The sequence below is a fragment of the Paucibacter sp. TC2R-5 genome (assembly GCF_025717605.1).
GTDB lineage: Bacteria > Pseudomonadota > Gammaproteobacteria > Burkholderiales > Burkholderiaceae_C > Paucibacter_A > Paucibacter_A albus.
In genome coordinates, this window is sequence record NZ_JAJIRQ010000003.1 from 531592 (window position 1) to 557315 (window position 25724).

Genomic DNA, 25724 nt, shown 5'->3' on the forward strand with positions numbered 1-25724 from the left:
CCCATCAGTCGGGCATCAGTCGGCCAGATCGGCCAAATCGGCCATGCGCCTCACCTTGGCCTTGCGGCCCTTGATCTTGCCCTCGGACAGCCGCTTGACGGCCTCGCGGGCAATGCTGCGCTCCACCGCCACATAACTGTGAAATTCGGTGATATTGATCTTGCCGACCTGCTCGAACTTGAAGCCGGCCTCGCCGGTCAGCGCGCCCAAGATGTCGCCGGGGCGGATCTTTTCTTTGCGCCCACCCAGAATCTGCAGCGTGTCCATAGGCGGCTGCATCACATTGCCGGGAGCGGGGATCAGGGTTTCAAGCTTTTGCCAGACAAAGGCATAGCCTTGCATCTGCTCGATGCGGCCAATGCGGCCCATCTCGTCCAGACTGGCCAGGCTCAGCGCCAAGCCATCGGCACCGGCACGACCGGTGCGGCCGATGCGGTGGGTGTGCACCTCCATGTCCGGCGTTACCTCGACGTTGATCACACATTCCAGCTGGGCAATGTCCAGGCCTCGCGCGGCCACATCGGTCGCCACCAAGACTGAGCAGCTGCGGTTAGCAAATTGGATCAGCACCTGATCGCGGTCCCGCTGCTCCAGGTCGCCGTGCAAGGCCATGGCCACAAAGCCCTGGCCCACCAATACATCAACCAGATCGCGGCATTGCGCCTTGGTATTGCAAAACGCGATCGTGCTGGCCGGGCGGAAATGATTCAAGAGCAGCGACACCGCATGCAGGCGCTCGCCTTCCGTCACTTCAAAAGCGAGTTGCCGAATGCTGGTCGGCGCTTGCAGCGCAGACGCATTGAGTTTGACTTCCTTGGGCTCGCGCATGAACTGGGCGCTCAGCTTGGCGATACCTTCAGGGTAGGTGGCCGAAAACAGCAGGGTTTGGCGCTTCTTGGGCGCCTGCTTGGCGACGGTGACGATGTCATCGAAAAAACCCATGTCCAGCATGCGGTCGGCTTCATCGAGCACCAGCGTGTTCAGCGCGCTCAAGTTAAGGCTGCCGCGCTCCAGATGGTCCATCACCCGACCCGGCGTGCCCACGGCGATATGGCAACCGAAGCCCAAGCTGTCCATTTGCGGTTTCATCGGCGAGCCACCACACAGGGTCAGGATCTTGACGTTGTCGGCGGCGCGCGCCAAACGACGGATCTCTTGCGTGACCTGATCGGCCAACTCGCGGGTCGGGCACAGCACCAAGGCCTGCACGTCAAAGCGCGCCGCATCGAGCTTGTGCAGCAGCGCCAGGGCAAAGGCGGCGGTCTTGCCGCTGCCGGTTTGGGCCTGCGCGATCAGATCCTGCCCCGCCAGCGCCAGCGGCAGGCTGGCGGCCTGGATGGGCGTCATTTCGGTGTAGCCAAGCTGAGCCAAATTGGCCTGCATGGCGGCGCTCAAGGGGAGTTGAGCGAAGGATAGCTTGTCGTTGAGGGGTGCATTCATCGACCGATTATCCCTGCACCGCCCGCCGCGAGTACCTGCCGGTCGCGCCCGGCGATGCGGCAACCAAACATCTAGCCTCGAATCACCAGCCAGTTTGCTGGCCAAGCAAAGGTCAAGATAACTATTATCAAGAACGAAAAAATTGGCTCCCAGCCGCAGGCTTGGCCAAGTTCAAGCCCCAAGTCTTCATAGGGAAGTGCCCATGCGCCAAGCAGACCCCGCAGCCGCATCGCGGCCGGAAGGCCAAGGCCCAGAAGCAGGCACCAAGCTGCGCCGGGTCATCATCGGCGGCTGCGTCTTGGGGCTGATCTTGGCTTGGACCATCGTCATCGCCTTGCTGCTGGTTTTGCGTCGGGGTGAACTCGACAATGAAATCAAGGCCAATACCAACTTGGCAAGGGTCTTCGACGCGCAAACCGAACGGCTGCTGGCCACCATAGACCAGGCAACGATACGCTGGCGCGATCAAGTGGCGGTGGGCAAGGCATCAAGTGAGGATCTGATCCGCTACGCCAACGAAACCGGGCTGGCGCCGAAAATCTTGGTTCAACTCGCCTGGGTCAATGAGGCGGGGCGGCCATTGGCCAGCAATCTCGATCCCGACGGCAGCAAAGGCGCGGCCGTCAATCTCTCCGATAGAGAGCACATCAAGATCCATCTGCCCAAACAGACACCGCCAGAAGTACCGCGCCTGGCCGACCCGGATCAGCTCTTCATTGGCAAACCGGTGCTCGGCAAGGTGTCCAACAAATGGACGATTCAACTATCCCGCCGCATCATCGCCGCCGACGGCAGCTTTCTGGGCGTGGTGGTCGCCTCGTTGGACCCGGCCTATCTCGAGGAGGTTTACCGCCGGGTTGATCTCGGCAGCGCCGGTGCAATGACCTTGATTGGCGCCGACCTGAACATCCGCGCCCGCGTGATCGGCGGCGTGAGCGCCAAGCCGGGAGCCACCCTGGACGCCAGTTCGGCCTTTGCCCGCGAAGGCTTGGGCAAGCCCGAGAGTCTGTTCATGGGGGTCGGCTCGGTGGACGGCACCAACCGCATCATTGCCTCACGCCAGATCAGCAACTACCCGCTCTACCTGCTGGTAGCGACCGGACTGGACGAAGCGCTGAACGAATGGCGCCACTTCCGCAATGCCGCCCTCGGTCTGACCCTGCTGCTGTCGGCCGCCATCATAGGCGCCGCCGCCACTCTGTTGACCGGCCTGCGCCGCCAGCACGACAGCATGGCAGCGCTGCGTGCGAGCGAAGCCAAGGCGCAAGCCGCCAATCAAACCAAGAGTGAATTCTTGGCTGCGATGTCACATGAGCTGCGAACCCCCTTGACCAGCATTCGCGGTTTTGCAGAGTTGATGGAACAGCGCCTGGAGGACCCCAAATTTCGCAAGCAAGCAGGGCTGATCCGCAAAGGCGCCGAGCACCTGAACACCTTGCTGACCGAAATTCTCGATCTCTCCAAGGTCGAGGCCGGAGGCCTGAAACTGGCGCTGGAAGAGCATGAGCTGCGTCCCCTGGTGCAGGGCTGTGCCGACTTCTTCACCCTCAGCGCCAGCAACAAGGGTCTGGCCATGGAGGTACGGGTGGATGAAAACGCGCCAAGCCATTTGCGCTGCGACGGTTTGCGCCTGAAGCAAATCCTCAACAACCTGCTCTCCAACGCGATCAAATTCACTGCTAGCGGCGCCGTCACGCTATCGGTGGAGCGCATCTCGGACGGCTTGCTGGCCTTTCATATCGATGACACCGGGCCCGGCATCCCACTGGCAGTGCAGGAGCATATCTTCGAGAAATTCCGCCAGGCCAATGCGCAAATCAGCAGCGAGCATGGCGGCACGGGCCTTGGGCTGGCCCTGTCACGCGGCTTGGCCGAGGCGATGCATGGCAGCCTGGTGGTCAAGTCCGAACTCGGCCATGGCGCCAGATTCACCTTGACCGTGCCCTTGCTAAGCGCCTGAATTTGGCCGTTTCAATGTGGGAAGTCTCGGTACTGCGAGGCTTGGGGCGCGACGCAGGGCACATCCACAATAAAGCGGCTGCCTTGGCCCAGCTCACTCTCGACCGAGATACGCCCGCCCAAGGACTTGGTGACCAAGCTAAACACCGTGTGCAAGCCCAGGCCATTGCCGCCCGAGCCCAAGCGCGTGGTGAAGAAAGGATCAAAAATGCGCGGCAGGCTTTTGGGGTCAATGCCCCGGCCATCGTCGGCAACGATCAAACGCACACGCTGCCCCTTGTCATGCAAGCTGGCGCTGATTCGAGTGCAGCCCTCTTTCTCACCCTGATGCGCGTGCACCAAGGTGTTGCCCACCAGTTGCGTCAACACGCGCTCCAGATCACCGGGCCAGCTGTCCATGTGGATGCCAACAGGTATGTCGGCAAGCAGCTTGTGGGGTGTGGCTGCAAACTGCGATTGCAGGGCATTGACCATGTCCTCCACCGTCGATCGCAGCTCGAATTGCCTGCGCTGACCGCTGGTTTGGTCCGCCGCCATCTGCTTGAAACGCGACACCAACTCGGCCGCCCTTTGCAGATTGCGCATCAGCAGGGCACTGCTCTCCTTGGCCATGTCGAGATAGCTCGCCATGCTGGAGCGGCGCACCGTACCTGCGGCCACCTCTGCGGCCAGTGTGCCGGCCCCGTCTTGCAGCGTCGAGGCCACCACCAGGCTGTTGCCTATCGGTGTATTGAGCTCATGCGCAACGCCGGCCACCAAGGCACCCAGCGAGCCCAGCCGCTCATTGCGGACCAACTCGTCCTTGGTTTCTTGCAAGGTTTCCAAGGTGTCGGAGAGCTGTTGGTTGGCGTCGGACAAGGCGGCAGTGCGCCGCTCCACCCGCAGCTCCAACTCCTGATTGAGCGAGGCCATCGCGCGCTGCGCCTGCACCCGGGTCGAGATATCGATCAAGCTGAACTGGACCAGCGTGGCCGTCTCGGACTCAAAGCGGTCAAGATGCACTTCCGCCTCCCAGGGCGGCTGCCCGGCGCGCAAGAGTTGCATCTCAAAAACACTGAGCTCGCCATGCAAGGCCGCGCGAATATGCGCCACCAACAAGTCGGCAGAAGCCCCGCCATCGGCCTGCAAGGCCGGCGCAACCTCGGCGGGCGACAAACCCAACAGCTGCGCAGGCCGCGAGAACCCGAACACGGCCAAAGCGGCCCGGTTGCAATCCACAAAGCGCATCGCCGTCGGATCCAAAATGCCTTGCGGCATACAAGACTCTCGAAACAGCAATTTGTTGTAGGCGTCGCTGGCGCGCAAAGAGCGTTCGGCACGGCGACGGCGACTGTCTCGCTCGACCAAGGCAATCAGGTCGGCCAGTTCGCAGGCCAGGGCGATGTCGTCGCTGCTCCAACTGCGTGCTTCAGGGCCGAACACCTCAAAGCAGACATAGCTCAACTGCCCCGATTGGCTGCTGCCCGCAGCCGCCCACAAAAAGCTCGCCGGCCCCGAGGCGCCCAGCAGCAGCTGCTCATTCGGACCAAGACGCGACTCCGAGCCGCAGTCAGACACGGCCAAATAGCGCTCGCCACTGGCAGCCCAGTGAGCAATCCCGAGGCGCAAAACGCCCTCACCCGCCTTTTGCGGGGCGACGCTGCCTGCTGCTTTGCTGGCCGTCTCGAAGCAGTCATAGCCATCGGCCTCGCTATGCACGCCTACGCTGACGCGCCCCAGCTGAAAAAAGCCCAGCAAACGCCGACACATCAGACCCGCCAACAAGGCCACATCGGCGCCCGTAGCGGCCGAAGATTTGGCCAGTTCGGACAGCACCGCCTGGTCGGCACGCAAACGCTCGAAGCGACCCAGCGCGGCGATGCGCCCGGATTCAAGCTCCGCGTTTTGCTGCTCGATGGTGGCGATCAAACGATTGAAAGCACTCGCCAGCGCGATCAATTCGACAGGACCCGCCGGGCTTGCCCGCAAGGAATAATCGTGTGTGCTGACGATCGCTCTGGCCACGCCGCTAAGGTCTTGAATCGGGTGAGAAATCAAACGCTGCATGCGCAAGGCCGCCAACAGGGCCAACACCGCAGCCAGCAGCACCACGCCGATCTGCAACTTCAACTGCCTCAGGATGCTCGCGTTGACCGTTTCGAGCGAGGAATCAATGAACAGCTGCGCCAGCCTTTGCTGGTCAATGCTCACGGGGAAGCGCACCCGGATAGCCTCGGCTTGAATCTGCAATAAATCTTGTTCCGGCGGCGGTGCTGGCTGGCACATAGAGCGCTTATTCGGCGCCACCAATGGGTCATCACGTTGGTACTGCGCAAACAACTCGCCCTGATCGCCGTAAAGGCAGGCCAGCACCACATGCCGCACGTCGCGCAAGCTGGCCAGGTTTTCGTTGGCGGTCTTGCGGTCATCAAAGGCAATCGCCGCCGTGCTGCGGTTGCCCAGCAATGTAGCCACCGTGGTGAGCTCAAGCCCCAAGGCCTGCTTTGCATTGCGCGACTCGTAGGCAATGTGAATGAGGCTGGACAAGAGCAAGGTGCCCACGCAAACCGCCATGATCAGCATGACGCTGAGGCTGCGAATCGGCATATTCGCCAGCCGCTTCATGGCCGCCCTTTCGCGCCGCCAACGGTGCGCACCGCAACCTCGACCAGCTTGGCACTGGGCTTCAAATTGGCGCGTTTGAGCACGTCCAGATTGATCTCCAGACGCAGCTTGCCGTCAACCACCACAAACCCAATACCGCCGCCCGCGTCGACAAACTGGGCCGCCCCTCCCACGGTCAGCACGGGCGAGTCGGCCAACAGGGCACTGAGTTCAAGCACGGTCTTCTTGGTCGGGAGATCGGTGTAGACAATCTGGCACAGGCGCGCTTCGGAGGCCGAGCTGGGGTAGAGCAAAGCTATCGGGCGCGCGCCCAAGGAACGGGTGCTGAGCTCGCGCAGACTTTCTCCGAAGGGGTTGCTGCCCAGCACGCAGATGGTGAATGCCGAGTCCCCAGCGCGCTGCGGGGTCTCGGGCCACTCCACGAACTGCCCGATGCGGTAAAGAAACGCTGCCTTCAGGCGATATTCGCTGGGCAATTCATCGGGCGCGGCATAGGCAGCCTGACCCTGCAGGGCTGCGCCGATCCAAGCGAACAGCCACAACACACCCAGATGCAAGCGACGCGCATTCGCTTTACATGTTTGCTTGCAACTTGGCTTGGCCCAGCTCAAAACGCCATCCTGAAATCAAGTCGCCACTCCCGACCCGGCATCGGTGCGTCCCCCGGTATGGCCTGCGAGTCCAGTGGCTCGGTGGCACGGGCATTCAGCGCATTCTTCAGGCCCATTGAACAAGACCAGGGCTCGCCCGGCGCCTGCCAACGCAGCCCCAGATCGAGCAAGGCATAGGCCGGCAAAGGCGACTTTGTCACGCCCGCGGGTCGCGGCCGCTCCCCCACCCAGCGTGCCTGACCATTCGCGGTCAAGGAAGGCAGCAAACGCTGATCCAGACTCAAACTCAGGCTGTGACGCGGCGCAAAAGGCGCGGGGTCGCCATTGCCGTCTTTGGCCCGCTGATAAGCGTAGTTGAATGCCAAGCGCGAACTCTCCGTCGCGCGCCAATCCAGCTCCAACTCGGCGCCGGGCGCCGACAACTCGCCCACGTTCTTGTAAGTGCCCTGGACGAGTCGAATCAAGTCCTTCATTTCGTAATAAAACAAGGCCAGGCGCGGATTGAAGCTTGGCCCCGCCGTCCAGTCGATTTGCCACTCCAGGGTGTCGACCTTTTCCGGGCGCAAGGTCTTTGAGCCGATGTTCACCGGGTTGGACGCGACGAACTGCTCCTTCATGGACGGCGCGCGAAAAGCACTGCCATACAACCATTTGCTGACCAACTCGGGCGCATGTCGCCACACCAGCGAGGCACGCGGGTTGATGGTCGTGCCAAAGTCACTGAAACGGTCGGCGCGCAGGCCCAGCGTCACCTCAGCGGCGTCATTCAGCCGCCACACATCTTGCAGCGACATATAACGCGTGCTGCGCGACAGATCGGGCGCATAAACAGCTGGCGTGCCGGTCACATCCACCAGGATGCCGACAGGCCCGCCATTGCTGAAATTCTTGCTCTCCCAGGCATGGAAATCTTGCCGGTTGACCCCGAAAGCCAACCTCAGTCGATGGCCATCCCAGCCCAAATACTGCGACTCCCAGTCCAAGCGGTAGCTGTTCTCTTCTGAGCCGGGGTTGCCGATTGCGCCGTCCTTGAAGGTGAACAGGCTTGACTCGCCCGCGCCGAACAGCTCGCCACGCGTATTCACCGGCAACACCGCACCGGCCGGGAAGACGCGGTAGTTTGCGTCGAACCAATGCTGGCCCCAAGACGCCCTCAGCACCGAGCGCAGCGCGTCGCTGCCACCCGGCAACTGCCAGCGCAGCTCGGCCAAGGACTGCCGCGCCTCGGATTGCGAGCTGGGATCCAATGCGCCGGCAATACCCCAGGCGGCGCCCATTTTGTCGGCGCGGTAATGCCAAAGGCGCAGCTGCAGGTCCGCACGGGCCAGCTCGACATGCACATTACTCAAGCGGTACTGGGTATCCAGCGCCCCCGGGGCGAGTGAGGCCTGACTGCCAAAAATACCGTCAAACTCGGTCTGCTGATCGGCCGGGATGCGGCGTGCGCGGTCACCGTCACTGCGTTGCACCTCGGCCGAAAGCATCAAGCCCCAGTCGGCGAACTTGCTCGTCTTGCGCGCCCACAGCCCGGCCGAGTTGAAGGCGCCGGCGCTGACACCTGCGGCCGTCTCGGGTTCGCGCATGGGGTCGCGCGTCACGATATTGATGACGCCCGCAAAGGCATCGGCCCCAAAGACGGCGGAACCGGGCCCGCGCACCACTTCGATACGTTCTACACCGGCAAGAGGCAAGCGCACGCCAGCCCCCAAAGCGCCGGTAAACACCTGGTTGATCGGCACATCGTTCAGCGTCACCAAGACCTGCGGGTTGTCAAACGTATACATACCGCGGATGACGAACAGCGGCTGCCGATTCTTTGGCGAGATGTGCAAGCCGGCCACGCCGGTCAGGGCCTCTTCGAGCGTACGCGCGCCCATAGCCTCGATTTGAGAGGCGGTGACGATGGCGACGATCGCCGGCGCTTCGCGTGCGGGCATCTTGAAGCCGGTCGCACTGCGCACGTCCAGCTGCGACAAGGCGTCAATGTCCAGGTCCAACAAAGAGGCCGCACGCCCCTGAAGTGCACCGAGGGCTCCCAAGCTGAGCAAGGTGAACGACCGCAGCAATCCTTGGTGCTTCATGATGGACCGACCCCGCGAATGAGCAGGATTCAAGTCTATAGCGCCGACCCGCAAAGGGGTAAAAATACCATTACAGGGAATCGGCGATATAGGGGGCGTTTTCCAGCTATTTGCCAGCTATTTGCCGGTGGTGTATCCCCAGAGTCAGCCCATTCTTTGCCGGCTCAGCCGCCGGCGCGCTTGACCTGCCACTTGGGCTCTTTTTTCTTCAAGAGCTCGACCACTCGCTCGCAGTGGTCGCCCTGCACCTCGATCACGCCGTCCTTGACCGTGCCGCCCGAGCCGCATGCGGTCTTCAGCTCCTTGCCCAGCGCGACCAGCCCTTCGGCATCCAGCGGAACGCCCTTGACCAGAGTGACGCCTTTGCCGGCCCGGCCCTTGGTTTCGCGGGAGACGCGCACAACGCCGTCACCCTTGGGTAACACCGGGCGGCCGCAGCGGCAGTCGGCCTTGGCTTGGCGGCAGTCGGGGCAGGTGCGGCCCGTTTCGGTGGAATAGACCAGGCCGCTCAAAGCGCCCAATGCGCCCAGACCGTTCAAGGGTTTGTTGGATTTCATATCGGGGCCTCCGCTGGCATGCCGAACAGTTGCAGGTGCAACTCAAACGGCGAATTGATGGTGCGCACGCGCAAATAGGCTTCCTCGGCCTCGGGGTAACGGCGACGCAGATAGTGCAACCATTGCTTGAGCCGCCCGGCCTGGTGTTTGGCCGGCATATGCACCATCACCTGGCCCCAAAACAGCCGCATCAAAGGCAAGAGCTCCTGCCAGCTCAAGGCGGCAGCAGCGGGCCTGCAGATGGCCAGCGCCAAGCCTGGGTCGGCCACCATGCCGCGCCCCAGCATCAGGGCGCTGCAGCCGGACTGCTGCAAACAAGCGCGTGCATCGGCAGCCGTCCAGACCTCGCCATTGGCGACCACGCTCACCTCTACCTTCGTTCTGACCGCGTCAATACGCTCCCAGTAGGCGGGCGGTTTGTAGCCGTCAGCCTTGGTGCGAGCATGGATCACCAACTCCTCGGCGCCGCCGTCCACCATGGCCTGCGCACATTCGAGCGTGCGCGAGTCGTCCATATAGCCCAGCCGCATCTTGGCCGACAGCGGCATGCCATGCGGCATCGCGCGCTTGACGGCGCTGACGATCTGCAAAATCAACTCGGGCTCATCCAAAAGCACCGCCCCGCCGCGGTGCCGATTGACGTTCTTGGCCGGGCAGCCAAAGTTCAAATCAATCCCGGCGGGCTTGAGCGCCGCCAATTTTGCGGCGTTCTCCGCCATACAGACCGGGTCCGAGCCCAGCAGCTGCGCGCGCACGGGCACACCGGCAGGCGTCAATCCGCCGTTGAGGAGCTCAGGCACGATGCGCGTGAATACACGGTTAGGCATCAAGCGATCGGTGATGCGGATGAATTCGGACACGCAGCGGTCAATGCCGCCGACGCGTGTGAGCACATCGCGCAGCATGTGATCGAGCAGCCCTTCCATAGGTGCTAGAAGAATGACCCCTCGCCCACCGCGGACGTCAGGAAGGGCGGGCGATCCCCCGAGGGGATGAGGGTCGGCTTGGGGCGGCCCGGCGCTCGACCCCATCATGCCTGCTCCTGCGCAGCGGCAATGTCTTGCTGGGTCAGATACAGGCGCAAGTCGAACTCCAGCTGCCCGTAGCTGGGCTCCATATGCTGGCAGAGCTGATAAAAAGCCTTGTTGTGATCAAGTTCCTTCAGATGCGCCAATTCGTGCACGACGATCATCTTCAGGAACTCGGCCGGCGCCTCTTTGAACAGGCCGGCGATGCGAATTTCGCGCTTGGCCTTGAGCTTGTTGCCCTGCACGCGGGAGGCCCGCGTGTGCGTGCCCAGCGCATGCTGAATGACCTTGAGCTTGGCATCAAAACAGACCTTGTTCAGCGGCTCGGCATTGCGCAAATAGCGCAGCTTTAAGTCCTGCGTGTAGTCGAACAAGGCCTTGTCGCTGCGGACCTCGTGCCCAAGCGGGTAGCGACGCGCCAGCAGCTCACCGAGCCGCCCGGCGTCGATCAGGGCTTGAACTTGCTGCAGCGTTTCGGCCGGATAGCCGACCAGATACTTCAATGACTTCACTGCGACCTTAGGGTTTTGCGGGGACTTCGTAGTTTTCGCCGATCCAGGACTCAAAACGCTCACACATGGCGGCTTCGCCGGCGCTGCTGTCGGCCAGCAACTGTTCGCCGTGGACGATGCGGATATGCGCATCGAGCGTGGCCGGCACCGCCTCGGAATAGGCGCGCGTTGCCGCTGCAGCCAAGCTGGCCTGCGCCTGAACCCAGCAAGAGTCAACCGACTGGTTGCAAGCCTCGGCCAGATAGCGGGCCGAGAAGCCCTCACCGGTCAAGCTGCGTAGTGTTGCGTCGTGGTCAATGCTGTTGCCGGGCTGCCAGTAATGCTCGGCCAATTGAGGGCCAATCGCCCCGTTGTCGGTCAGAAAGCCATGCTCACGCAAAAAGAAGGCTCGGGTTTGATAGACCGCCATATGGGCAAGCAAATAGCCCTGGTAGCTGGCCGCCGACTCTTGATTGAGCAGATGCGGGATCGCCAGCAATGGGCGTGGGCTGACCACACCCAGCACCCGGTGCTCGGTCGCGCGGGCCAAGGCCAGCACAGCCTCCGCCGTCAGTTCCTCATCAGCCATGGCATAGAGCGCGGCTTCAAAATAGGGCACGACCGCAATCGAACGTTCATCAAAAGCTCGCATGGGCTGGCTGCTGGCGATGCGGTCATGGATCAGCTGATCAGGGATGACCTCACCGGCCGCATTCTTGGCATAACGCTTGAGCCAATCGGCATCACCGAGCAGGCTGTCGCAGAACATCGACTGCGTTTCGGCATAAGCCATCGAGGTCGGAGCGAACTCCTGAGAGAAGCAAGGCGAGTTTTGCGCCACATTGGCGAAATGCGCGGCGTGGCCGCCCTCGTGGAACAAGGTGTTGATGGCGCGCAGGCCGCTGCCCATCTGGTCGGGCTTGGCCTCGGCGGTGAAGTTGATCTGCCCCGGCACCCACTCGCCCTGCTCATTCACATAGCTGGGCACAGGCCCGTGGCAAAAGCCGTTTTGATACTTGCCCTTGCGCTCCAGCAGATCCAACTGCATGGTCGCCCCCCGGTACTGAATGCCCAGGCGCCGAAACGATTCGACCCAGCGCCGCAAGGCCGGCCCGAAAGGCATGTACTCGTCCATGCGGCGCACGACGTCGCCGCTGGAATAAAAACGCAGATTCCAGGGCGCCAACGCGTCCGCGCCGTGGCTGGCCTGCAGATCGCCCAGCGTGCGCGCATGCGCTTCATCGGTGCGGGCGACAAAGTCATCCAGGATGGCGCTCAGCTGCGCCGGCGTCATGCGCTCGTTCTTACGCAGCTTGAGCTCGAAATAGTTGTCGAAGCCAAGGGCACGCGCGAAGCGGTTGCGCAGCTTGACCAAGTCCAAAAAGCCGTTGGCCAAGACCCAATTCTCGATCGCCTGAAAAGCCGCAAACGAGCTGCGCCGGCTGGCCTCAACCGGATTGGTCGCCAAATTGGTGGCCAGCATCGTCAGCGAGGCAACTTCCGTTTGCCCTTGCTGGTTCAGGTGCGTGGGCTGCAAATCGCGCTTTTTGGCAAACAGAGCCGCCTCAGCTTGAATGATCTCGCTCATCAGCGCGCGTGCGGCGTCGTTGTCGATGATATTGGCCTCGAACAGCGCCAGCCAGCCCTTCAGCCCGTGCAGCAGTGGCGCGTCTTGCTCCGCCGCAGGCAAGGCTTGCAGCGCCGCGATATGGTCCCGCGTACGGCTCAGTTTGGCCGGATCGGAGATGAAATCCTTGTAAGCGCCTTCGGCCACGGCAAAACCGGCCTGGTCGTCGCTGGTGGCCATATAGGTGGCCCAAAACAGGTCTTCCTTGGTCTTGTGGACCGCGTTGTAGTCGCTGTTCAGTTGTTGGAAGAATGCACGGGCTGTTGCTTGGGCGGTCTGCATGAAGGCGATGCTCTTGTGGAGTCTGCGAGGGCCGAGAGCATAGCGCCTGCCGGCCATTTCCGGCATTTTCGGCATTTCTGGGATGATGACGGCAATGGCAAAAGGTTTCAAAATCACGCTGGCGGGCGAATCCACCGTCTTCTGGGCCGAGCCCGGCCTGACGGTCTTGCGCGCTTCGCTCAGAGGTGGCGGTGGGCTGCTGAGCTCCTGCCGCAACGGCACTTGCCGCGCCTGCCGCTGCCGGCTCTTGGAAGGCGAGATCGCCTATGTGATCGACTGGCCAGGGCTGAGCGCCGAAGAAAAGGCCGAGGGCTGGTTTCTGCCCTGCGTCGCGCAGGCCCGCAGCGACCTGATTTTGCTGCGGCCTACCGAAGCCTGATCCAGCCGCAGGCCCAGGCTCATGCTCAGGCCATCAGGTTTGAGCTTGCGAAGTCGGTGCGTCTTGCGCGGCGGCAGGCGCGGCCAAGGTAGCAGCCTCCATGGCGGCGGCTTCTTCCTCGCGCTGTTTGCGGGTTTCCGCCAGGTAATGTTCTTCGATGAAGTTCTTCTCCACCAAATTGCGGCGCAAGGAGTCTTCAAGCTCCTCGACCCGGCCGTTCAATTTCTCGATCTCCTTCTCCAAATGCTTGCGGGCATCGTCGAGATCGCTCGGTTGGTTTTGATCGGGCTCTTCCCCATCGTGCTGCGGTGGGTCGGCCGACAAAACGGCCAGATCGCGCCGCAGTTTTTCGATCGTCTCCCCGGCCTGCGCCAGTTGCTCGCGCTGCGCCTTGGCTTCGCGCTCAAGCTTTTTCAAGGCACCAGGGTCCACCGCTGCGGCTGCCACGCTTGGGCTGGCCGCAGTCGCGTCGGGGTTCAGGGCCAGAGTCTCCAACTCGCGCTGCAAGCGCGCGGCAGTCCGCTCGGCCCGCTCGGCGCGGGTTTCCGCCATGCCGTGCTTCTCCTGCCACTGCTGCATCTGCGCGCGCGCTTGTTCGGCGCGTTGGCGGGCCGCGTTGATCTCAGCCTGATCATTGAGTGTCTGGCTGGTCCGGGAACGAAAGTTGTTGAGCAGCCGCGAGCTTTCCTCCAGCCGCTCGCGGGCCTGCGCCAACTCCAGCTGCACGCGGCGGCGCTGCGCCAGCATACGCTCGACCTCATTGCGGTGGCTGCGCTTGAGCGCCTCCAAACCCTCTTCATTCATATCGCTGGCATGTTCGGGCCAGGGCAGACGGTCCACCCCGTCCTTGTCGGCCCCGGCTGCATCCGTACTGCCGTCCACGCCGAAGGTATTGAGCAACTGCCGCATCAGCAAGGGCAGCTCGGTCAAGCCACGCATGTCTGCCGGGGAAAAATAATCGCCTCCACCGGCGCCCCCTGAGCCCCCGCCCAAACCGCGCTCTGCCACCCGCATCAATTCATTCGAGGCCGACTTCATCGCTCGGCCGGCTTCGCGGGTTTCCCGCAGCGCATTGACGATATGGATGTGATTGCTTTCCTCGTAGCGGGTCATGCGCCAATAAGTGCCAATGACCACGATGATCACAATCACATTGGCCAGGAATAGCGACAAGGCCGCGAGGTTTTCAAGCGTGAGCGCCATTTCGCAAGTCTCCGGGGTCAGATCAACACAAAAGCGAGCCGGCCTTCGCCGTAACCCGGCACCGAAAGCCGGTAGTCGCTGCGCCCATGGCCGCGCGCCATCAAAGCCCCCATCTTCTCGAACGGTTTGCTCATCAAATTGGCCACCTTCAGCGCCACCTCGGGCGAGCCCTTGGACTTGACCAACAGGCCCGCAGCGGAATGCATGAACTGATCGGCGAACTTCATCATCTCGGCCGTGGGCGCGCCCACCTGCATGGACGCCCGCACCGGCGCGGGCTGCATCTGTGCCCCGCCGCCGCCCAGGATGCAGCAGCAGTTGACGTCCAGCACGCCCAGCGCATGCGGCGTTTTGTGACCGGCCGCCACATACATAGCCAAGTTGTGGGGCAGCTTGAGATCGCTCATTTGCTGGCCCGGGGCGGGGATCAGCCGAAACGGAATGTCATGCAAAAAAGACTTGACCAAGCCGCTCAGCGCTTCGGCCGAAGCCAGGGCCGGCGCTGGACCGGGCGGCGCTTGCAACTCGGCCAAGCGCGGCGCCAAGGCGCTCTTCACCTCGCGCAGCAAATCTTCGTCCTTGAAGGGCTTGTTGATCACGAACAGCGCGCCGTTGCTGCGCGCCTGATCGAGGTGACGGGTGGCAGTTTCGGTGGTGACGAAACCGACCTTGATTTCATGCCGGCCAATTTGGCGCAGCGTCTGCAGCAATTCCAGGCCGCCGATCTTGGGCATATGCCAATCGGAGATCACCAGGTCGGGCTCAAATGCACTCACCAGACGCAGCGCTTGTTCCCCGTCCATGGCCAACTCGATCATCAAGGGCCCCAGCCCCCCGGTTTGCAAGACCCGCTGGATGATGGCTTGAATGGCCCGACTGTCATCAACAATCAGGACACGCAGCGGAGCATGTGTGGCTGTTTGCATGGTTTTAGTTCTCGCTAGAAAGGCCGCCCGCTTGACTCGCATCGCTGGCGGATGCGTCGTCCCTTTGGGCATGAATATCGGTCAGCATCACCGCCAGCCTTTGGGCCTGGTCAGCGGAAACAAACAAAGCGCGCGTTTCGCCCGAATGACTGAAGGCCTGCCATTGCGGCTGGCTGAGCATTTCGGGCAGACCCAAGCTGGTCAGACTGTTGTCCTCCAGGCATTGCAGCAAACAGGCGCTGAGAATATTGCACAGTTCCATCCCGGCATCTTGCACGTCGGCGGGCTGCAATTGCTCGCTGGGCAAGCCAAACATGGCCGCGGCAAGTGCTTGCGCATCGGCCGCGCCCAGCATCAGCAAAACCAAGGCATGTGGGTGGCTGGAAAAACCGGTGATGCAATCGGCAATGGGCAGAGAAAAACAGGCGTCGTCGGCCCGCAAACTCGGCAAGCAAGCGGCCGCGACAAAAGGGCAGGTCTTGCCGCTCAAGCCCGCCCATACATCGGTTAATTTTGTTGCGACGACCGCTGCTTGCACGCGAACACTCCGTGGCGAATGCGCAGTGTGCACCGATTCCGGCGCGCCGCAAACGCCGAGGAGTTGCGGGCTAGGCAGGCTGTTTGGGCTTTCACTGCGCCCTTGCTCACCAATACTCGCTATCCAGGGATATGAATCGAGCACCCGAAAACTGCGCAGCGGGTGCGGCGGGCACTGGATAATCCCTGCCTCTTGCGTGGCCGGCGCAATTTGTTGATGGCCCCGTTGATTTGATCGCCAACCGGCTCGCCCCATGCACCGAACCATTTTCACCACGCCTGTCATCAACAGCTTGCTGCGCGGCGCCTCGCTGGCCTTCCTCAAGCTAAAGGGCTGGAAGATCGAAGGCAGCCTGCAGCCTGGCCAAGCCAAATGCGTGTTGATCGCCGCGCCGCACACCAGCAACTGGGATTTGCCCTACACCTTGATGGTGGCCTTCGCGCTGCGGCTAACGCCGTATTGGATGGGCAAGAGCCAGATTTTTCGCTGGCCCTTTGGTGGCTTGATGCGCTGGCTGGGCGGTATTGCGGTGAACCGGGAGCAGTCGACAAATCTAGTCGCCGCCTCCGCCGCCGCCTTGGTGGCCGCTGATGGCCAAGTGCAGCTGATCGTGCCACCCGAGGGCACGCGCAGCAAGACCCGCTACTGGAAGACCGGTTTTTATTGGATCGCCCACACCGCGCAAGTCCCGATCGTGATGGCGTACATGGACTACCCTCGCAAACTCAGCGGCCTCGGGCCCGTGTTTACCCCGACCGGTGACATCGAGGCAGACATGGTCCGCATCAAGGCCTATTACGCGCAATTCAAGGGCAAGAACTGGCAACAGTTCGACCATCAATGAACCAGAACAACCCCATCAAGTCCAAAGACCCGCTGCACGGCCTGACGCTGGAGGCCATCGTGACCGCTTTGGTCGACTATTTCGGCTGGGAAGAGCTGGGGCAGCGCATCGAGATCAGGTCGTTTGTGATCGACCCAAGCGTGGCCTCGAGCCTGAAGTTCTTGCGCAAAACACCTTGGGCCCGCACCAAGGTGGAGAGCTTGTACTTGTTCATGCTGCGCGAGCAAGCTCGCGAGCAACGCAACTAAATTCAACGCCCGTCGGGCAGCTCGATCTTCAGCTCCAGCACATCCAAATCGCCCTGATGCTCAAGGCTCACCTTGATGTCATCCGGGTCGATCTTCATGTATTTGGAGATCACCACCAGCAACTCGTTCTTCAATTGCGGCAGGTAGTCGGGGCTGGCGGTGCGGCCATTGCGCTCATGCGCCAAGATCAGCTGCAAACGCTCTTTCGCGACATTGGCGGTGGTCTTCTTCTCGCCCAGGAAGTAGCTCAGAAATCCCATCTCAAACTCCTCACTTGCCGCCAAACAAGCGCTTGAACAAGCTCGGCTTGATCGCCTCGACAAAGCGCATCGGACGCTCCTCGCCCAGGAAGCGGCGCACCACGTCCTTATAGGCCTCGGACACATCACTGCCCGCCATATGGATGGCTGGTGAGCCCTGGTTGGACGCCTGCAGCACGATCTCGGACTCAGGAATCACGCCGATCAGCGGCGTGCGCAAAATCTCATGAATGTCTTCCAGCGACAGCATATGGCCGCCCTCAACCCGGTTGGGGTTGTAACGCGTGATCAGCAGATGCTCCTTGACGGGCTCCTTGCCTTCGATGGCACGCTTGGTCTTGCTATTGAGCATGCCCAGGATGCGGTCCGAGTCGCGCACCGAGGAGACCTCGGGGTTGGTCACGACGATCGCCTCGTCGGCGAAATGCATGGCCATCAAAGCACCGGTCTCGATGCCGGCCGGTGAGTCGCAGACGATGAACTCGAAGTCCATCGCCTTGAGTTCTTCCAGCACCCGCTCGACGCCTTCGACCGATAGCGCGTCTTTGTCGCGCGTTTGCGAAGCGGCCAGGATAAACAGCTTGTCCAGTTGCTTGTCCTTGATCAGCGCCTGGTTGAGTTTGATCTCGTCATTGATGACGTTGATCAGGTCATAGACCACACGGCGCTCGCAGCCCATGATCAGGTCCAGGTTGCGCAGACCGACGTCAAAGTCGATCACGCAGGTTTTGTGGCCGCGCAGGGCCAGGCCAGTTGCGAAGCTGGCACTGGTGGTGGTCTTGCCTACGCCGCCCTTGCCCGAAGTCACTACGACGATTTTTGTCATCGAATCAAATCCTTAAAAATTGATAGTTCCATGCGCCGCCAAAAAGTTCGGCGACCTGCTTGCATTCATTTCAAAGCTTGAGCGGCTCCATCACCAGCTTCTCGCCTTCCAGGCGAATTTGCGCCGGCTTGCCAAACACCGTATCAGGCAAAGGGTTCTCGGTCGTGCGGTAGGTGCCCGCAATCGCGATCAGCTCGGCCTCCATGCTGGTGGCAAAAATGCGCGCATCGGTATTGCCTTTGGCGCCGGCAATCGCCTTGCCGCGCAGCGGTGCGTAAACATGGATGCTGCCATCGGCAATGACCTCGGCGCCATGATTGACCAGCGCCAACACCACCAGATCACCGCCCTTGGCGTAGATCTGCTGGCCCGAGCGCAAGGGCTTGTCGATGATCATGGTCTTGGCCGCCTCAGCCGGCACCGCAACTTCACGGATCACTTCGCGGATCACCTCGACCCGAACCTCCCGCACTTCCCTCACCTGCTCACCCGCCTCAGTCGGCTCAAGCTCAGCCATTGAAAGCGCAGCGTTGCCTTGAACGAAGTCGGCTTCCGGCGAATCCGCCAGGCCCAGCGCCAGCGCCTGCGCCAGTTCTGCCGCATTGGCGCCGAGCACCGCCACCGGCTGCATCTTGTAGCCACGCAGCAAATCCAGCAAGCCGGCGAGGTCGAGCCCGCCGCCTTGCGTCGCGTCGTCAAGATTCATTTGCGTCGGCGTCGCAGCATCGCCCGCCACCGCAGCGTCTGCCCGCACGAGGTGGGTCAGATCGATCAGCAAAGGTTCGTGGTTGAACATATCCGGCGTGTCGCCCAAGCGCGCATGCAGGGCAGCTGCCAGCACGCTCAAATCGGCCGACTTCAGAACCAAGGAGAGCAGGCTCAAAGAAGCGCTCTTCAACTCGAATACATCGGCTATTTTTGACGCCGTCCGACCTTGCTGTGTACCTTGCTGTGCCTGAGACATCGAGTGCTGCTGTTGTGCAAAGGGCGCGATTTTAGCCGCGCCGCACGCCAGCATCCCTAGGCGTTGCCCCCAAGCCGCGTCATACATTTGCGACAAAATCAGGCAAGGCAACAAAGTTCCAACGCTATCAAGCACTTAGCGCGCCTTTGCGGAAGCAACCCACATAAATATCCACAGGCAATGTGGAAAAAACAGTCGCCTTTGCACACCATGTGTCACCGTTTTTCGTGACATTTGCCACTGCAGCCTTGACTTATCCCCATTTCACGCCAAGGTCAAGCGCCGGGGAGGGATTTTTGTAACAGCCCGAAGTGGAGCGAGGCGAGCACGCTAAGTGCTTGATTTATATAAGACTGGGCACAGTGCTTCGAAATGAGGCAGGCTAAGCCCAAGCGCGTCATTTCAAGGGCTTGACGCCGGCAGACAAGGCTTGTCCACAAAGTTATCCACAGCAAAGGTGGATAGCCTTTGAAGCCCTTAAAAATCATAGACTTAAGCCGCGTGTCTCAACTCAAATGGAGCATTCGACGCTAAGTCAACAAGGCCAAAAGGAGGCGCTGCGCAAACATCGACAGCGGGAATAAGCGCTCGCAGCGGTTACAGTGAAGGCAAATCCGCGCCTCGCGGACTCTTGCAGGAGCACAGCATTGGCAACACCCAACTACTCATACGAAAAACGCCAGCGCGAATTGGCCAAGAAGCGCAAGGTTGAAGAAAAGCGCCAGCGCAAGATCGGCGGCAAGGTTGACGGCGATGGCCAGCCTGCCGAGGGCAGCGAGACCGCTGAAGGCGACGCAGCAGGCGAAGCCACTGCGAACCCGGACACCCCTCCCGCTGCCACCTGAGCATCAATCCTGGGTGAGACTTGGCCGGGTCTTGATCACCCGGTCGCAAAGCTAGGCCCGGTGTTTTAACGCGGTGAAGCCAAGACCTGGCTCGCGCAGGCCCTAAAATGCCGGCCTGCCCGGCACTGCTGTCGGGACCGCAAAGACACCATGACCCGTAAGCTCTTCGTCACGACCGCCCTGCCCTACGCCAACGGCAACTGCCATATTGGCCACATCATGGAGTGGACCCAGGCCGATATCTGGGTTCGTTTCCAGCGCATGCGCGGCCAGCAAGTGAATTTTGTTTGCGCCGACGACGCGCATGGCGCACCCATCATGATCGCGGCCGAAAAAGCCGGCATCACGCCACAAGCCTTCGTCGCCAATATCGCCGCGGGCCGCAAGACCTATATCGACGGCTTTCACATCAGCTTCGACAACTGGCACTCGACCGACGGGCCGGAGAATCACGAGCTGAGCCGCGACGTCTACCGCGCGCTGCGTCGCAACGAATTGATCGATGTGAAGACCATCGATCAGTTCTTCGACCCCGAGAAGCAGATGTTTCTGCCCGACCGCTTCATCAAGGGCGAATGCCCGAAATGCGGCGCCAAGGATCAGTACGGCGACTCCTGTGAGGTCTGCGGCGCGGTCTACACGCCGACCGAGGTGAAGAACCCGTTCTCGGTACTGTCCGGTGCGACGCCGGTGATGAAGAGCTCCGAGCATTACTTCTTCAAGCTCAGCGACCCACGCTGCGTCGCCTTCCTGGAAGAGTGGACGCAAACCCCGGGCCGCTTGCAGCCCGAGGTCTTCAACAAGATCAAGGAATGGTTTGCCAAAGATGAAGAGGGCAAAGGCGGCCTGGGCGACTGGGACATCAGCCGTGATGCCCCCTACTTCGGCATCGAGATTCCGGACGCTCCGGGCAAGTATTTCTACGTCTGGCTGGACGCGCCGATCGGCTATCTGGCCTCGCTGAAAAACTATTTCGCCAAGACCGGTGGCGACTTTGACGCCTATATGGCCGACGAGACGGTGGAGCAGATCCACTTCATCGGTAAAGACATCACCTATTTCCACACGCTGTTCTGGCCCGCGATGCTGCATTTCAGCGGCCGCAAAACGCCCAACCATGTCTATGTCCATGGCTTCATGACCGTCAACAACGGCGAGAAGATGAGCAAGAGCCGCGGCACCGGCCTCGACCCCTTGAAATATCTGGGCTTGGGCTTGAACGCCGAATGGCTGCGCTACTACATCGCGGCCAAGCTGAACGCCAAGGTCGAGGACATCGACTTCAACCCGGAAGATTTCTGCGCCCGCATCAACAGCGATCTGGTCGGCAAGTACATCAATATCGCCAGCCGCGCGGCCGGCTTCCTGGCCAAGCGTTTTGACGGGCATCTGTCGGGCGACCTCGGCGTCGAGGGCCGCACGCTGCTGGACGGCCTGCGCGCTCAAGCCGATACGATCGCCGAGTTGTACGAGGAACGCGAGTTCGGCAAGGCACTGCGCGAGATCATGTTGCTGGCCGACCGGGTCAACGAGTATGTGGACCAGAACAAGCCTTGGGATTTGGCCAAGAAAGAAGGCATGGACGCGGTGCTGCACGATGTCTGCAGCGTCTGCATCGAGGCCTTCCGCCTGCTGACGATTTACTTGAAGCCGGTCTTGCCGGAACTGGCGGCCAAGGTCGAGGCCTTTCTGCGCATCGAGCCCTTGCAGTTCGCCGACGCGGCGCGTGCGATGGGCCCGCACCAGATCGGCAGCTATCAGCACCTGATGCAGCGCGTCGATGCCAAGTTGCTGGACGCCTTGTTTGAGGCGCCCGAAGCGCCCAAGGTCGTGCCAGGTGGTGAGGAACTCGCACCCGAGATCAAGATCGATGATTTCTCCAAGGTCGATCTGCGCATAGCCAAAATCGTCAAGGCCGAGCATGTGGAGGGTTCGGACAAGTTGCTGCGCCTGACGTTGGACGCCGGCGAAGGCCGCATGAGAAATGTCTTCAGCGGCATCAAGAGTGCCTACAAGCCCGAGCAGTTGGAAGGCAAGCTGACCGTGCTGGTGGCCAATCTGGCGCCGCGCAAGATGAAGTTCGGCATCAGCGAAGGCATGGTGCTGGCCGCATCGCATGCCGACGAGAAGGTCAACCCCGGCATCTTTGTGCTGGAGCCCTTCCCTGGCGCGCAACCCGGTATGCGTGTGCGCTAAGGCGCACGGCTGGCCAAGCCTTCGCAAGGCTAAACTCCCAACAACCACTAACGCTTTTGAGCCACCGCCATGCCATTGTTCTGGAAACCCTACAAGTCCGAAGTCAGCAGCTTCATCGATGAATTGAAGGCCAAGAAGCCAACGCTGGAGCAAGAACAGCGCGCCGGTCGTGCGCTGCTGTGGGAAAAGCAGGTGGACCGCGCCGAGCAAGCGGACTTCCGCGCCGCGCGGGTCGCACAACAGGCCTACGTCTACCAGACCAGCGCCAAGTAAGTGTTGTCCGGCGAATGAGCGCCGCCCCCGACAGCACGGCAGCCCATGCAGCCCTGCTGAGCTTGCCCGAGCTCGACCCCTTGGCGCCCGCCTTGACCGGCTTGCCCGAGACGGTGGACAGCGTGGCCGTCGCGCGACTGTACGGCGAGCCCCTGTTCCAGATGCCGCTGGATCTGTACATCCCGCCGGACGCGCTGGAGGTGTTTCTAGAAGCGTTCCAGGGCCCGCTGGATCTGCTGATCTACCTGATTCGGCGCCAGAATTTCAATATTCTGGACATCCCGATGGCCGATGTGACGCGGCAATATCTGAGCTATGTCGACCAGTTGCGCAAGCACAATCTGGAGTTGGCGAGCGAGTATTTGCTGATGGCGGCGATGCTGATCGAGATCAAGTCTCGCATGTTGCTGCCGCCCAAAAAGACCGACGACGGCTCAGAGCCGGAAGACCCCCGGGCCGAGTTGGTGCGACGCTTGCTGGAGTATGAGCAGATCAAGCTGGCTGCTGCCCGCTTGGGCGCATTGCCGGTGGCCGGGCGCGATTTTCAGCTCGCGCAAGTGCATATTGAACAGTCGCTGCAGCCGCGCTTCCCGGACGTCAACGCCAATGATTTGCGCGATGCCTGGGCCGATATCTTGCGCCGTGCCAAGCTCAACCAACATCACAAAATTACCCGCGAGCAGCTGTCTGTTCGCGAGCATATGAGCATCGTGCTGCGCCGCCTGCAGGGTCAGAAGTTTCTGGAATTCGAACACCTGTTCGACGTCAGCCGCGGCCAGGCGGTGCTGGTGGTGACCTTCATTGCAATGCTGGAATTGGCACGTGAGCGCCTGCTGGAAATTACCCAGGCCGAGGCCTTTGCGCCCATCTATGTGCGGCTGGCCTACAGCCCTAGTTGAAAGCCCGCCCCCTCAAGACGCGGTGCCACCACGCCAGGTGGAGAACATGGTTTCGGGTTGGTGCTGAACCATTTGACCTACCGCCAGCACCGCCTGGGTGCGCGATCCCACACCAAGGGCTTTCAACACGGCAGCGACATGATCTTTGACCGTTTCAACGGTAATGCCCAATTCGCGCGCAATGATTTTATTGGGCTTGCCCTGTAACAGCAGTGCCAACACATCGGTCTGGCGAGGCGTCAGGGCCAGGCTTTCAAGCCCGGTTGACGCCTGGTAATTCGAGGCCATCGCCTGCTGCTGAATTTGCGCCAGCTTGGCTTGCGTGCTGCCCGCTTTGCCGCTAGCCGCAACACTGGGCTCGGCTCCCAAATTCATCGGTGGCACATAAATACCGCCGGCCATCACCAATTTCAGCGCCTGGGAAAGCAGCTCGGTGCCGGCGCGTTTGGGCACAAAACCCATGGCGCCTTGGTCGATGGCGCGAATCACATCGCTGGCACGGTCCGAGGCCGAAATAACCACCACGGGCAGGGCCGGATAGGCGGCCCGGAATTCATCCAGCACGTCAAAGCCACTGGCGTCCCCCAACTGCAAATCCAGCAACACCAAATCAAAATCTGCGTGCTTGCCGAGCTCCAGCCTTGCGGCGGCGGCGCTGTCCGCGCCTATCACCTCGACGCTTTCGTCCAGTCCCTCAATGACGGTCTTCAGCGCCGACAAGATCAAGGGGTGATCATCAATGAGCAAGACCTTCATGCTCTCCCCTTTTGCTGGCTTTGTGTCTGTGTATTCATATGGGTGCAAATGATAGGTCAGGCCGCTCACTTTGGGCCTCGCCCTCTTGTGTGATTTGAGCTGATCTTGAGTGAGATGGGGCGCTCGTCAACTCAGGCAGAAGCGCCCTCCAGCCAAGCAGTCAAAGCCTGCCATTGCTGCAGATCACGCTCGACGCGGCTGGGCGCGACGTCCCAGATCGTCAGCCCACGCGCCGCCAACTGCACATAGTTTTGTGTGTCACGCAGCAGGCCCAACACCGGCACCGCCAGCTCGGGCAAAAAATCTTGCAACTGTTGTACCGACAAAGTGCCTTCCTTGGCGCGCATGCCGACGATGGCGAGTTGCGGATGTCGGTCCGCCCCAGCGCTTTCGGCACGCAGCTCCTGCAGCCTGTTCACAAAATCGTAGGTAGCCTGGATATCAAACAAGCTCGGCTGCAAGGGGATCAAAATCTTGTCCGCCAGCTTATAGAGCGCGCGCAGCTTTTTGCCGCTTAGGCCCGCGGGACTGTCCATCACCACATGGCTGACGCCCTTGGGAGGTTTGACAGTTTGCTCGCCGTCGAAGTCCCAGCCCTGGATAGTGGGCAAATCGGCCGAGCGAAGCGCCAGCCAGCGGCGCGCCGACTGCTGCTTATCCACATCACCCAACATCACCGCATGACCGCGCCGCGCCAAATACCCGGCCGTGTTGGTGGCGACCGTGCTTTTACCCACACCGCCCTTGGGATTGGCGATCAAGATCACAGGCATGACAAGTACTCCTAGCTTCCGATTCAGGCCGGCAATGTTAGCCGCCCGCGCGCTCGGCACTGGTGATTCATGCGGCATGACGAGCTGGACTGGGCACAGACGCACAGCGCATGCTGCGACAATAGCCCCATGTTTGCCCCCTCCCAACTCGACGTTCGACGTTTTTTTTGCGCCACTTATCGCAAGCTGCGCGAGCAGTTGCCCCTGATTCCGATGGAGGCGATCGCGGCCGAATGGATAGAGCAGCATCCCGAATACCATGCCGAGCTGGCCGATGAGGACGCCGCCTTGGCGGCTGTCTACAGCGTCGAGGACGGCCGCACCAACCCCTTTTTGCACCTGTCGATGCATCTGACCATCAGTGAGCAGCAGTCGATCGATCAGCCCCACGGCATCGCGCAGGCAATCCAATTACTCGCCGCCAGACGCAACTCTTTGCATGAAGCGCATCACGCGGCAATGGAATGCTTGGGGGAAATGATTTGGGCCTCGCAGCGCAGTGGCTTGCCCCCAGATGGTCATCAATATCTGGACTGCGTCAGCAAAAAAGCCACGCGTCGCTAGCGTGGCTTTTTGAATCGGAAGCGTGTTCCCGCGCTCTTGTTTGGCGCCCATTCAAGTCTCATCAGACCTGGATGGAACCTCCCAAGGCTTTGCGTTCGCTCTTGCCCGAGGCCGAATACAGGCCGGTGCTTTCACCCGGCATCAACACATCAATGGCTCGGTCCAACGCTGCCGTGGCGCGAGCCAGTGACTCGCGCTGAGCCGCCACACGACCACCTGCCAGCGCCAAACGATGGCGCAAATTAGGCGGCACCGAGCCACTGCGGGCCGCGTCACTGAAGCACGAAATTGCTTGCGCCAGGGCCTGGTGCAGCTTGGCTGCATATTGTTCGATCGCGCCGGTGTCGCGGCGCAGCAAGGCGTCGCCCAGCAAATTCAAGCAGCTCTCCACCTCCAACAAGGGCTGTTCAAGCTGCTGGCTGACCGCCGCGGCGTTTGAGTCTGAGGTGGGCAAAGCTTGCATGACAGTCCCCGCCATAAGGCGTTGAGAACGCGCTGATCCAGCGTTCAGGTCAAAGAGAAATTCGAGTCAACCCATGTGCCGCGGCTT

General features: G+C 61.3%; 26 protein-coding genes. 9 read left to right on the plus strand and 17 right to left on the minus strand.

Annotated elements, in window-relative coordinates; all coding sequences use genetic code 11:
• Nucleotides 1–15 precede the first annotated feature (15 nt).
• Nucleotides 16–1440: an ATP-dependent RNA helicase DbpA gene (dbpA, locus tag LNV08_RS09375; RefSeq protein WP_263533422.1), complete on the minus strand. Its 1425-nt coding sequence runs from the start codon at nucleotides 1438–1440 to the stop codon at nucleotides 16–18.
• A 202-nt stretch (nucleotides 1441–1642) separates the two neighbouring features.
• Between dbpA and LNV08_RS09380 the strand changes: the two genes are divergently transcribed.
• On the plus strand, nucleotides 1643–3400 hold the full coding sequence (locus LNV08_RS09380; RefSeq protein ID WP_263533423.1) for an ATP-binding protein: 1758 nt from the start codon (nucleotides 1643–1645) through the stop codon (nucleotides 3398–3400).
• An 11-nt stretch (nucleotides 3401–3411) separates the two neighbouring features.
• On the opposite strand, the gene LNV08_RS09385 is transcribed toward LNV08_RS09380, so the two are convergent.
• The 7 genes from LNV08_RS09385 to LNV08_RS09415 all read right to left on the minus strand — a co-directional run bounded on the left by LNV08_RS09385 (nucleotide 3412) and on the right by LNV08_RS09415 (nucleotide 12680).
• Entirely contained in the window at nucleotides 3412–6003 is a 2592-nt protein-coding gene (locus LNV08_RS09385) for an ATP-binding protein (protein WP_263533424.1), read from the minus strand.
• A complete protein-coding gene (locus LNV08_RS09390; protein WP_263533425.1) occupies nucleotides 6000–6548 on the minus strand; it encodes a YfiR family protein in 549 nt (182 codons plus the stop codon). Before LNV08_RS09390 ends, LNV08_RS09385 begins: the two co-directional genes overlap by 4 nt.
• A gap of 62 nt (nucleotides 6549–6610) precedes the next feature.
• Nucleotides 6611–8695, minus strand: coding sequence for a TonB-dependent receptor plug domain-containing protein (locus tag LNV08_RS09395; protein WP_263533426.1), 2085 nt, complete (start codon nucleotides 8693–8695; stop codon nucleotides 6611–6613).
• A gap of 164 nt (nucleotides 8696–8859) precedes the next feature.
• Complete coding sequence (locus LNV08_RS09400; RefSeq protein WP_263533427.1) at nucleotides 8860–9252, minus strand: translation initiation factor Sui1; 393 nt, start codon at nucleotides 9250–9252, stop codon at nucleotides 8860–8862.
• Nucleotides 9249–10178, minus strand: coding sequence for a tRNA dihydrouridine synthase (locus LNV08_RS09405; RefSeq protein WP_263533428.1), 930 nt, complete (start codon nucleotides 10176–10178; stop codon nucleotides 9249–9251). The genes LNV08_RS09400 and LNV08_RS09405 overlap by 4 nt, the downstream gene beginning before the upstream one ends.
• A gap of 104 nt (nucleotides 10179–10282) precedes the next feature.
• The gene (locus LNV08_RS09410) at nucleotides 10283–10792 is read right to left on the minus strand and encodes a M48 family metallopeptidase (protein WP_263533429.1); all 510 of its coding nucleotides are present in this window, start codon (nucleotides 10790–10792) and stop codon (nucleotides 10283–10285) included.
• Between the two features lie 7 nt (nucleotides 10793–10799).
• Complete coding sequence (locus LNV08_RS09415; protein ID WP_263533430.1) at nucleotides 10800–12680, minus strand: M3 family metallopeptidase; 1881 nt, start codon at nucleotides 12678–12680, stop codon at nucleotides 10800–10802.
• A 94-nt stretch (nucleotides 12681–12774) separates the two neighbouring features.
• Here LNV08_RS09415 and LNV08_RS09420 point away from each other — a divergent pair, with 94 nt between their 5' ends.
• Nucleotides 12775–13059 carry a 2Fe-2S iron-sulfur cluster-binding protein gene (locus tag LNV08_RS09420; RefSeq protein WP_263533431.1) on the plus strand — a complete coding sequence of 95 codons (285 nt, stop codon included), beginning with the start codon at nucleotides 12775–12777 and terminating at the stop codon, nucleotides 13057–13059.
• A 33-nt stretch (nucleotides 13060–13092) separates the two neighbouring features.
• On the opposite strand, the gene LNV08_RS09425 is transcribed toward LNV08_RS09420, so the two are convergent.
• The 3 genes from LNV08_RS09425 to LNV08_RS09435 are packed head-to-tail and all read right to left on the minus strand — an operon-like array spanning nucleotide 13093 to nucleotide 15726.
• Entirely contained in the window at nucleotides 13093–14262 is a 1170-nt protein-coding gene (locus tag LNV08_RS09425) for a hypothetical protein (RefSeq protein WP_263533432.1), read from the minus strand.
• Nucleotides 14263–14279: 17 nt separating this feature from the next.
• Nucleotides 14280–15188 (minus strand): response regulator, encoded by a 909-nt coding sequence (locus tag LNV08_RS09430; RefSeq protein WP_263533433.1) that lies wholly within the window; start codon nucleotides 15186–15188, stop codon nucleotides 14280–14282.
• 4 nt (nucleotides 15189–15192) lie between these two features.
• Nucleotides 15193–15726, minus strand: a complete 534-nt coding sequence (locus tag LNV08_RS09435) for a hypothetical protein (RefSeq protein ID WP_263533434.1) — start codon at nucleotides 15724–15726, stop codon at nucleotides 15193–15195.
• Nucleotides 15727–15979: 253 nt separating this feature from the next.
• Between LNV08_RS09435 and LNV08_RS09440 the strand changes: the two genes are divergently transcribed.
• Both LNV08_RS09440 and LNV08_RS09445 read left to right on the plus strand, forming a co-directional pair.
• Nucleotides 15980–16570: a 1-acyl-sn-glycerol-3-phosphate acyltransferase gene (locus LNV08_RS09440; protein ID WP_263533435.1), complete on the plus strand. Its 591-nt coding sequence runs from the start codon at nucleotides 15980–15982 to the stop codon at nucleotides 16568–16570.
• Nucleotides 16567–16818, plus strand: a complete 252-nt coding sequence (locus tag LNV08_RS09445; protein ID WP_263533436.1) for a VF530 family protein — start codon at nucleotides 16567–16569, stop codon at nucleotides 16816–16818. The genes LNV08_RS09440 and LNV08_RS09445 overlap by 4 nt, the downstream gene beginning before the upstream one ends.
• A 2-nt stretch (nucleotides 16819–16820) precedes the next feature.
• On the opposite strand, the gene minE is transcribed toward LNV08_RS09445, so the two are convergent.
• The 3 genes from minE to minC all read right to left on the minus strand — a co-directional run bounded on the left by minE (nucleotide 16821) and on the right by minC (nucleotide 18868).
• The gene (gene minE, locus LNV08_RS09450) at nucleotides 16821–17078 is read right to left on the minus strand and encodes a cell division topological specificity factor MinE (RefSeq protein ID WP_263533437.1); all 258 of its coding nucleotides are present in this window, start codon (nucleotides 17076–17078) and stop codon (nucleotides 16821–16823) included.
• 10 nt (nucleotides 17079–17088) lie between these two features.
• The gene (gene minD / locus LNV08_RS09455) at nucleotides 17089–17904 is read right to left on the minus strand and encodes a septum site-determining protein MinD (protein ID WP_263533438.1); all 816 of its coding nucleotides are present in this window, start codon (nucleotides 17902–17904) and stop codon (nucleotides 17089–17091) included.
• A gap of 70 nt (nucleotides 17905–17974) precedes the next feature.
• Entirely contained in the window at nucleotides 17975–18868 is an 894-nt protein-coding gene (minC, locus tag LNV08_RS09460) for a septum site-determining protein MinC (RefSeq protein ID WP_263533439.1), read from the minus strand.
• Between the two features lie 647 nt (nucleotides 18869–19515).
• Here minC and LNV08_RS09465 point away from each other — a divergent pair.
• The 4 genes from LNV08_RS09465 to LNV08_RS09480 all read left to right on the plus strand — a co-directional run bounded on the left by LNV08_RS09465 (nucleotide 19516) and on the right by LNV08_RS09480 (nucleotide 23081).
• Nucleotides 19516–19713: a hypothetical protein gene (locus LNV08_RS09465; protein ID WP_263533440.1), complete on the plus strand. Its 198-nt coding sequence runs from the start codon at nucleotides 19516–19518 to the stop codon at nucleotides 19711–19713.
• A 150-nt stretch (nucleotides 19714–19863) separates the two neighbouring features.
• The gene (metG, locus tag LNV08_RS09470) at nucleotides 19864–21909 is read left to right on the plus strand and encodes a methionine--tRNA ligase (RefSeq protein ID WP_263533441.1); all 2046 of its coding nucleotides are present in this window, start codon (nucleotides 19864–19866) and stop codon (nucleotides 21907–21909) included.
• Between the two features lie 69 nt (nucleotides 21910–21978).
• Nucleotides 21979–22182, plus strand: coding sequence for a DUF3460 family protein (locus tag LNV08_RS09475; RefSeq protein ID WP_263533442.1), 204 nt, complete (start codon nucleotides 21979–21981; stop codon nucleotides 22180–22182).
• Between the two features lie 14 nt (nucleotides 22183–22196).
• Nucleotides 22197–23081 (plus strand): segregation and condensation protein A, encoded by an 885-nt coding sequence (locus LNV08_RS09480; RefSeq protein WP_263533443.1) that lies wholly within the window; start codon nucleotides 22197–22199, stop codon nucleotides 23079–23081.
• Between the two features lie 12 nt (nucleotides 23082–23093).
• Here the strand turns inward: LNV08_RS09480 and LNV08_RS09485 are convergent, their stop codons facing one another.
• Both LNV08_RS09485 and LNV08_RS09490 read right to left on the minus strand, forming a co-directional pair.
• Nucleotides 23094–23837: a response regulator gene (locus LNV08_RS09485; RefSeq protein WP_263533444.1), complete on the minus strand. Its 744-nt coding sequence runs from the start codon at nucleotides 23835–23837 to the stop codon at nucleotides 23094–23096.
• Nucleotides 23838–23968: 131 nt separating this feature from the next.
• Complete coding sequence (locus tag LNV08_RS09490) at nucleotides 23969–24610, minus strand: AAA family ATPase (RefSeq protein WP_263533445.1); 642 nt, start codon at nucleotides 24608–24610, stop codon at nucleotides 23969–23971.
• Between the two features lie 129 nt (nucleotides 24611–24739).
• On the opposite strand from LNV08_RS09490, the gene LNV08_RS09495 reads away from it, so the two are divergent.
• Entirely contained in the window at nucleotides 24740–25174 is a 435-nt protein-coding gene (locus tag LNV08_RS09495) for a DUF1841 family protein (protein WP_263533446.1), read from the plus strand.
• Between the two features lie 61 nt (nucleotides 25175–25235).
• Here LNV08_RS09495 and LNV08_RS09500 read toward each other — a convergent pair whose 3' ends face one another.
• Nucleotides 25236–25637 (minus strand): hypothetical protein, encoded by a 402-nt coding sequence (locus LNV08_RS09500; protein ID WP_263533447.1) that lies wholly within the window; start codon nucleotides 25635–25637, stop codon nucleotides 25236–25238.
• Between the last annotated feature and the right edge of the window lie 87 nt (nucleotides 25638–25724).

What these genes read in the sequence shown, in the direction of transcription:
- dbpA (WP_263533422.1), bottom strand. Translation starts at nt 1,440, where the DNA reads ATGAATGCACCCCTCAACGACAAGCTATCCTTCGCTCAACTCCCCTTG.
- LNV08_RS09380 (WP_263533423.1), top strand. Translation starts at nt 1,643, where the DNA reads ATGCGCCAAGCAGACCCCGCAGCCGCATCGCGGCCGGAAGGCCAAGGC.
- LNV08_RS09385 (WP_263533424.1), bottom strand. Translation starts at nt 6,003, where the DNA reads ATGAAGCGGCTGGCGAATATGCCGATTCGCAGCCTCAGCGTCATGCTG.
- LNV08_RS09395 (WP_263533426.1), bottom strand. Translation starts at nt 8,695, where the DNA reads ATGAAGCACCAAGGATTGCTGCGGTCGTTCACCTTGCTCAGCTTGGGA.
- LNV08_RS09400 (WP_263533427.1), bottom strand. Translation starts at nt 9,252, where the DNA reads ATGAAATCCAACAAACCCTTGAACGGTCTGGGCGCATTGGGCGCTTTG.
- LNV08_RS09405 (WP_263533428.1), bottom strand. Translation starts at nt 10,178, where the DNA reads ATGGAAGGGCTGCTCGATCACATGCTGCGCGATGTGCTCACACGCGTC.
- LNV08_RS09415 (WP_263533430.1), bottom strand. Translation starts at nt 12,680, where the DNA reads ATGCAGACCGCCCAAGCAACAGCCCGTGCATTCTTCCAACAACTGAAC.
- LNV08_RS09420 (WP_263533431.1), top strand. Translation starts at nt 12,775, where the DNA reads ATGGCAAAAGGTTTCAAAATCACGCTGGCGGGCGAATCCACCGTCTTC.
- LNV08_RS09425 (WP_263533432.1), bottom strand. Translation starts at nt 14,262, where the DNA reads ATGGCGCTCACGCTTGAAAACCTCGCGGCCTTGTCGCTATTCCTGGCC.
- LNV08_RS09430 (WP_263533433.1), bottom strand. Translation starts at nt 15,188, where the DNA reads ATGCAAACAGCCACACATGCTCCGCTGCGTGTCCTGATTGTTGATGAC.
- LNV08_RS09440 (WP_263533435.1), top strand. Translation starts at nt 15,980, where the DNA reads ATGCACCGAACCATTTTCACCACGCCTGTCATCAACAGCTTGCTGCGC.
- LNV08_RS09445 (WP_263533436.1), top strand. Translation starts at nt 16,567, where the DNA reads ATGAACCAGAACAACCCCATCAAGTCCAAAGACCCGCTGCACGGCCTG.
- minE (WP_263533437.1), bottom strand. Translation starts at nt 17,078, where the DNA reads ATGGGATTTCTGAGCTACTTCCTGGGCGAGAAGAAGACCACCGCCAAT.
- minD (WP_263533438.1), bottom strand. Translation starts at nt 17,904, where the DNA reads ATGACAAAAATCGTCGTAGTGACTTCGGGCAAGGGCGGCGTAGGCAAG.
- minC (WP_263533439.1), bottom strand. Translation starts at nt 18,868, where the DNA reads ATGTCTCAGGCACAGCAAGGTACACAGCAAGGTCGGACGGCGTCAAAA.
- metG (WP_263533441.1), top strand. Translation starts at nt 19,864, where the DNA reads ATGACCCGTAAGCTCTTCGTCACGACCGCCCTGCCCTACGCCAACGGC.
- LNV08_RS09475 (WP_263533442.1), top strand. Translation starts at nt 21,979, where the DNA reads ATGCCATTGTTCTGGAAACCCTACAAGTCCGAAGTCAGCAGCTTCATC.
- LNV08_RS09480 (WP_263533443.1), top strand. Translation starts at nt 22,197, where the DNA reads ATGAGCGCCGCCCCCGACAGCACGGCAGCCCATGCAGCCCTGCTGAGC.
- LNV08_RS09485 (WP_263533444.1), bottom strand. Translation starts at nt 23,837, where the DNA reads ATGAAGGTCTTGCTCATTGATGATCACCCCTTGATCTTGTCGGCGCTG.
- LNV08_RS09490 (WP_263533445.1), bottom strand. Translation starts at nt 24,610, where the DNA reads ATGCCTGTGATCTTGATCGCCAATCCCAAGGGCGGTGTGGGTAAAAGC.
- LNV08_RS09495 (WP_263533446.1), top strand. Translation starts at nt 24,740, where the DNA reads ATGTTTGCCCCCTCCCAACTCGACGTTCGACGTTTTTTTTGCGCCACT.
- LNV08_RS09500 (WP_263533447.1), bottom strand. Translation starts at nt 25,637, where the DNA reads ATGCAAGCTTTGCCCACCTCAGACTCAAACGCCGCGGCGGTCAGCCAG.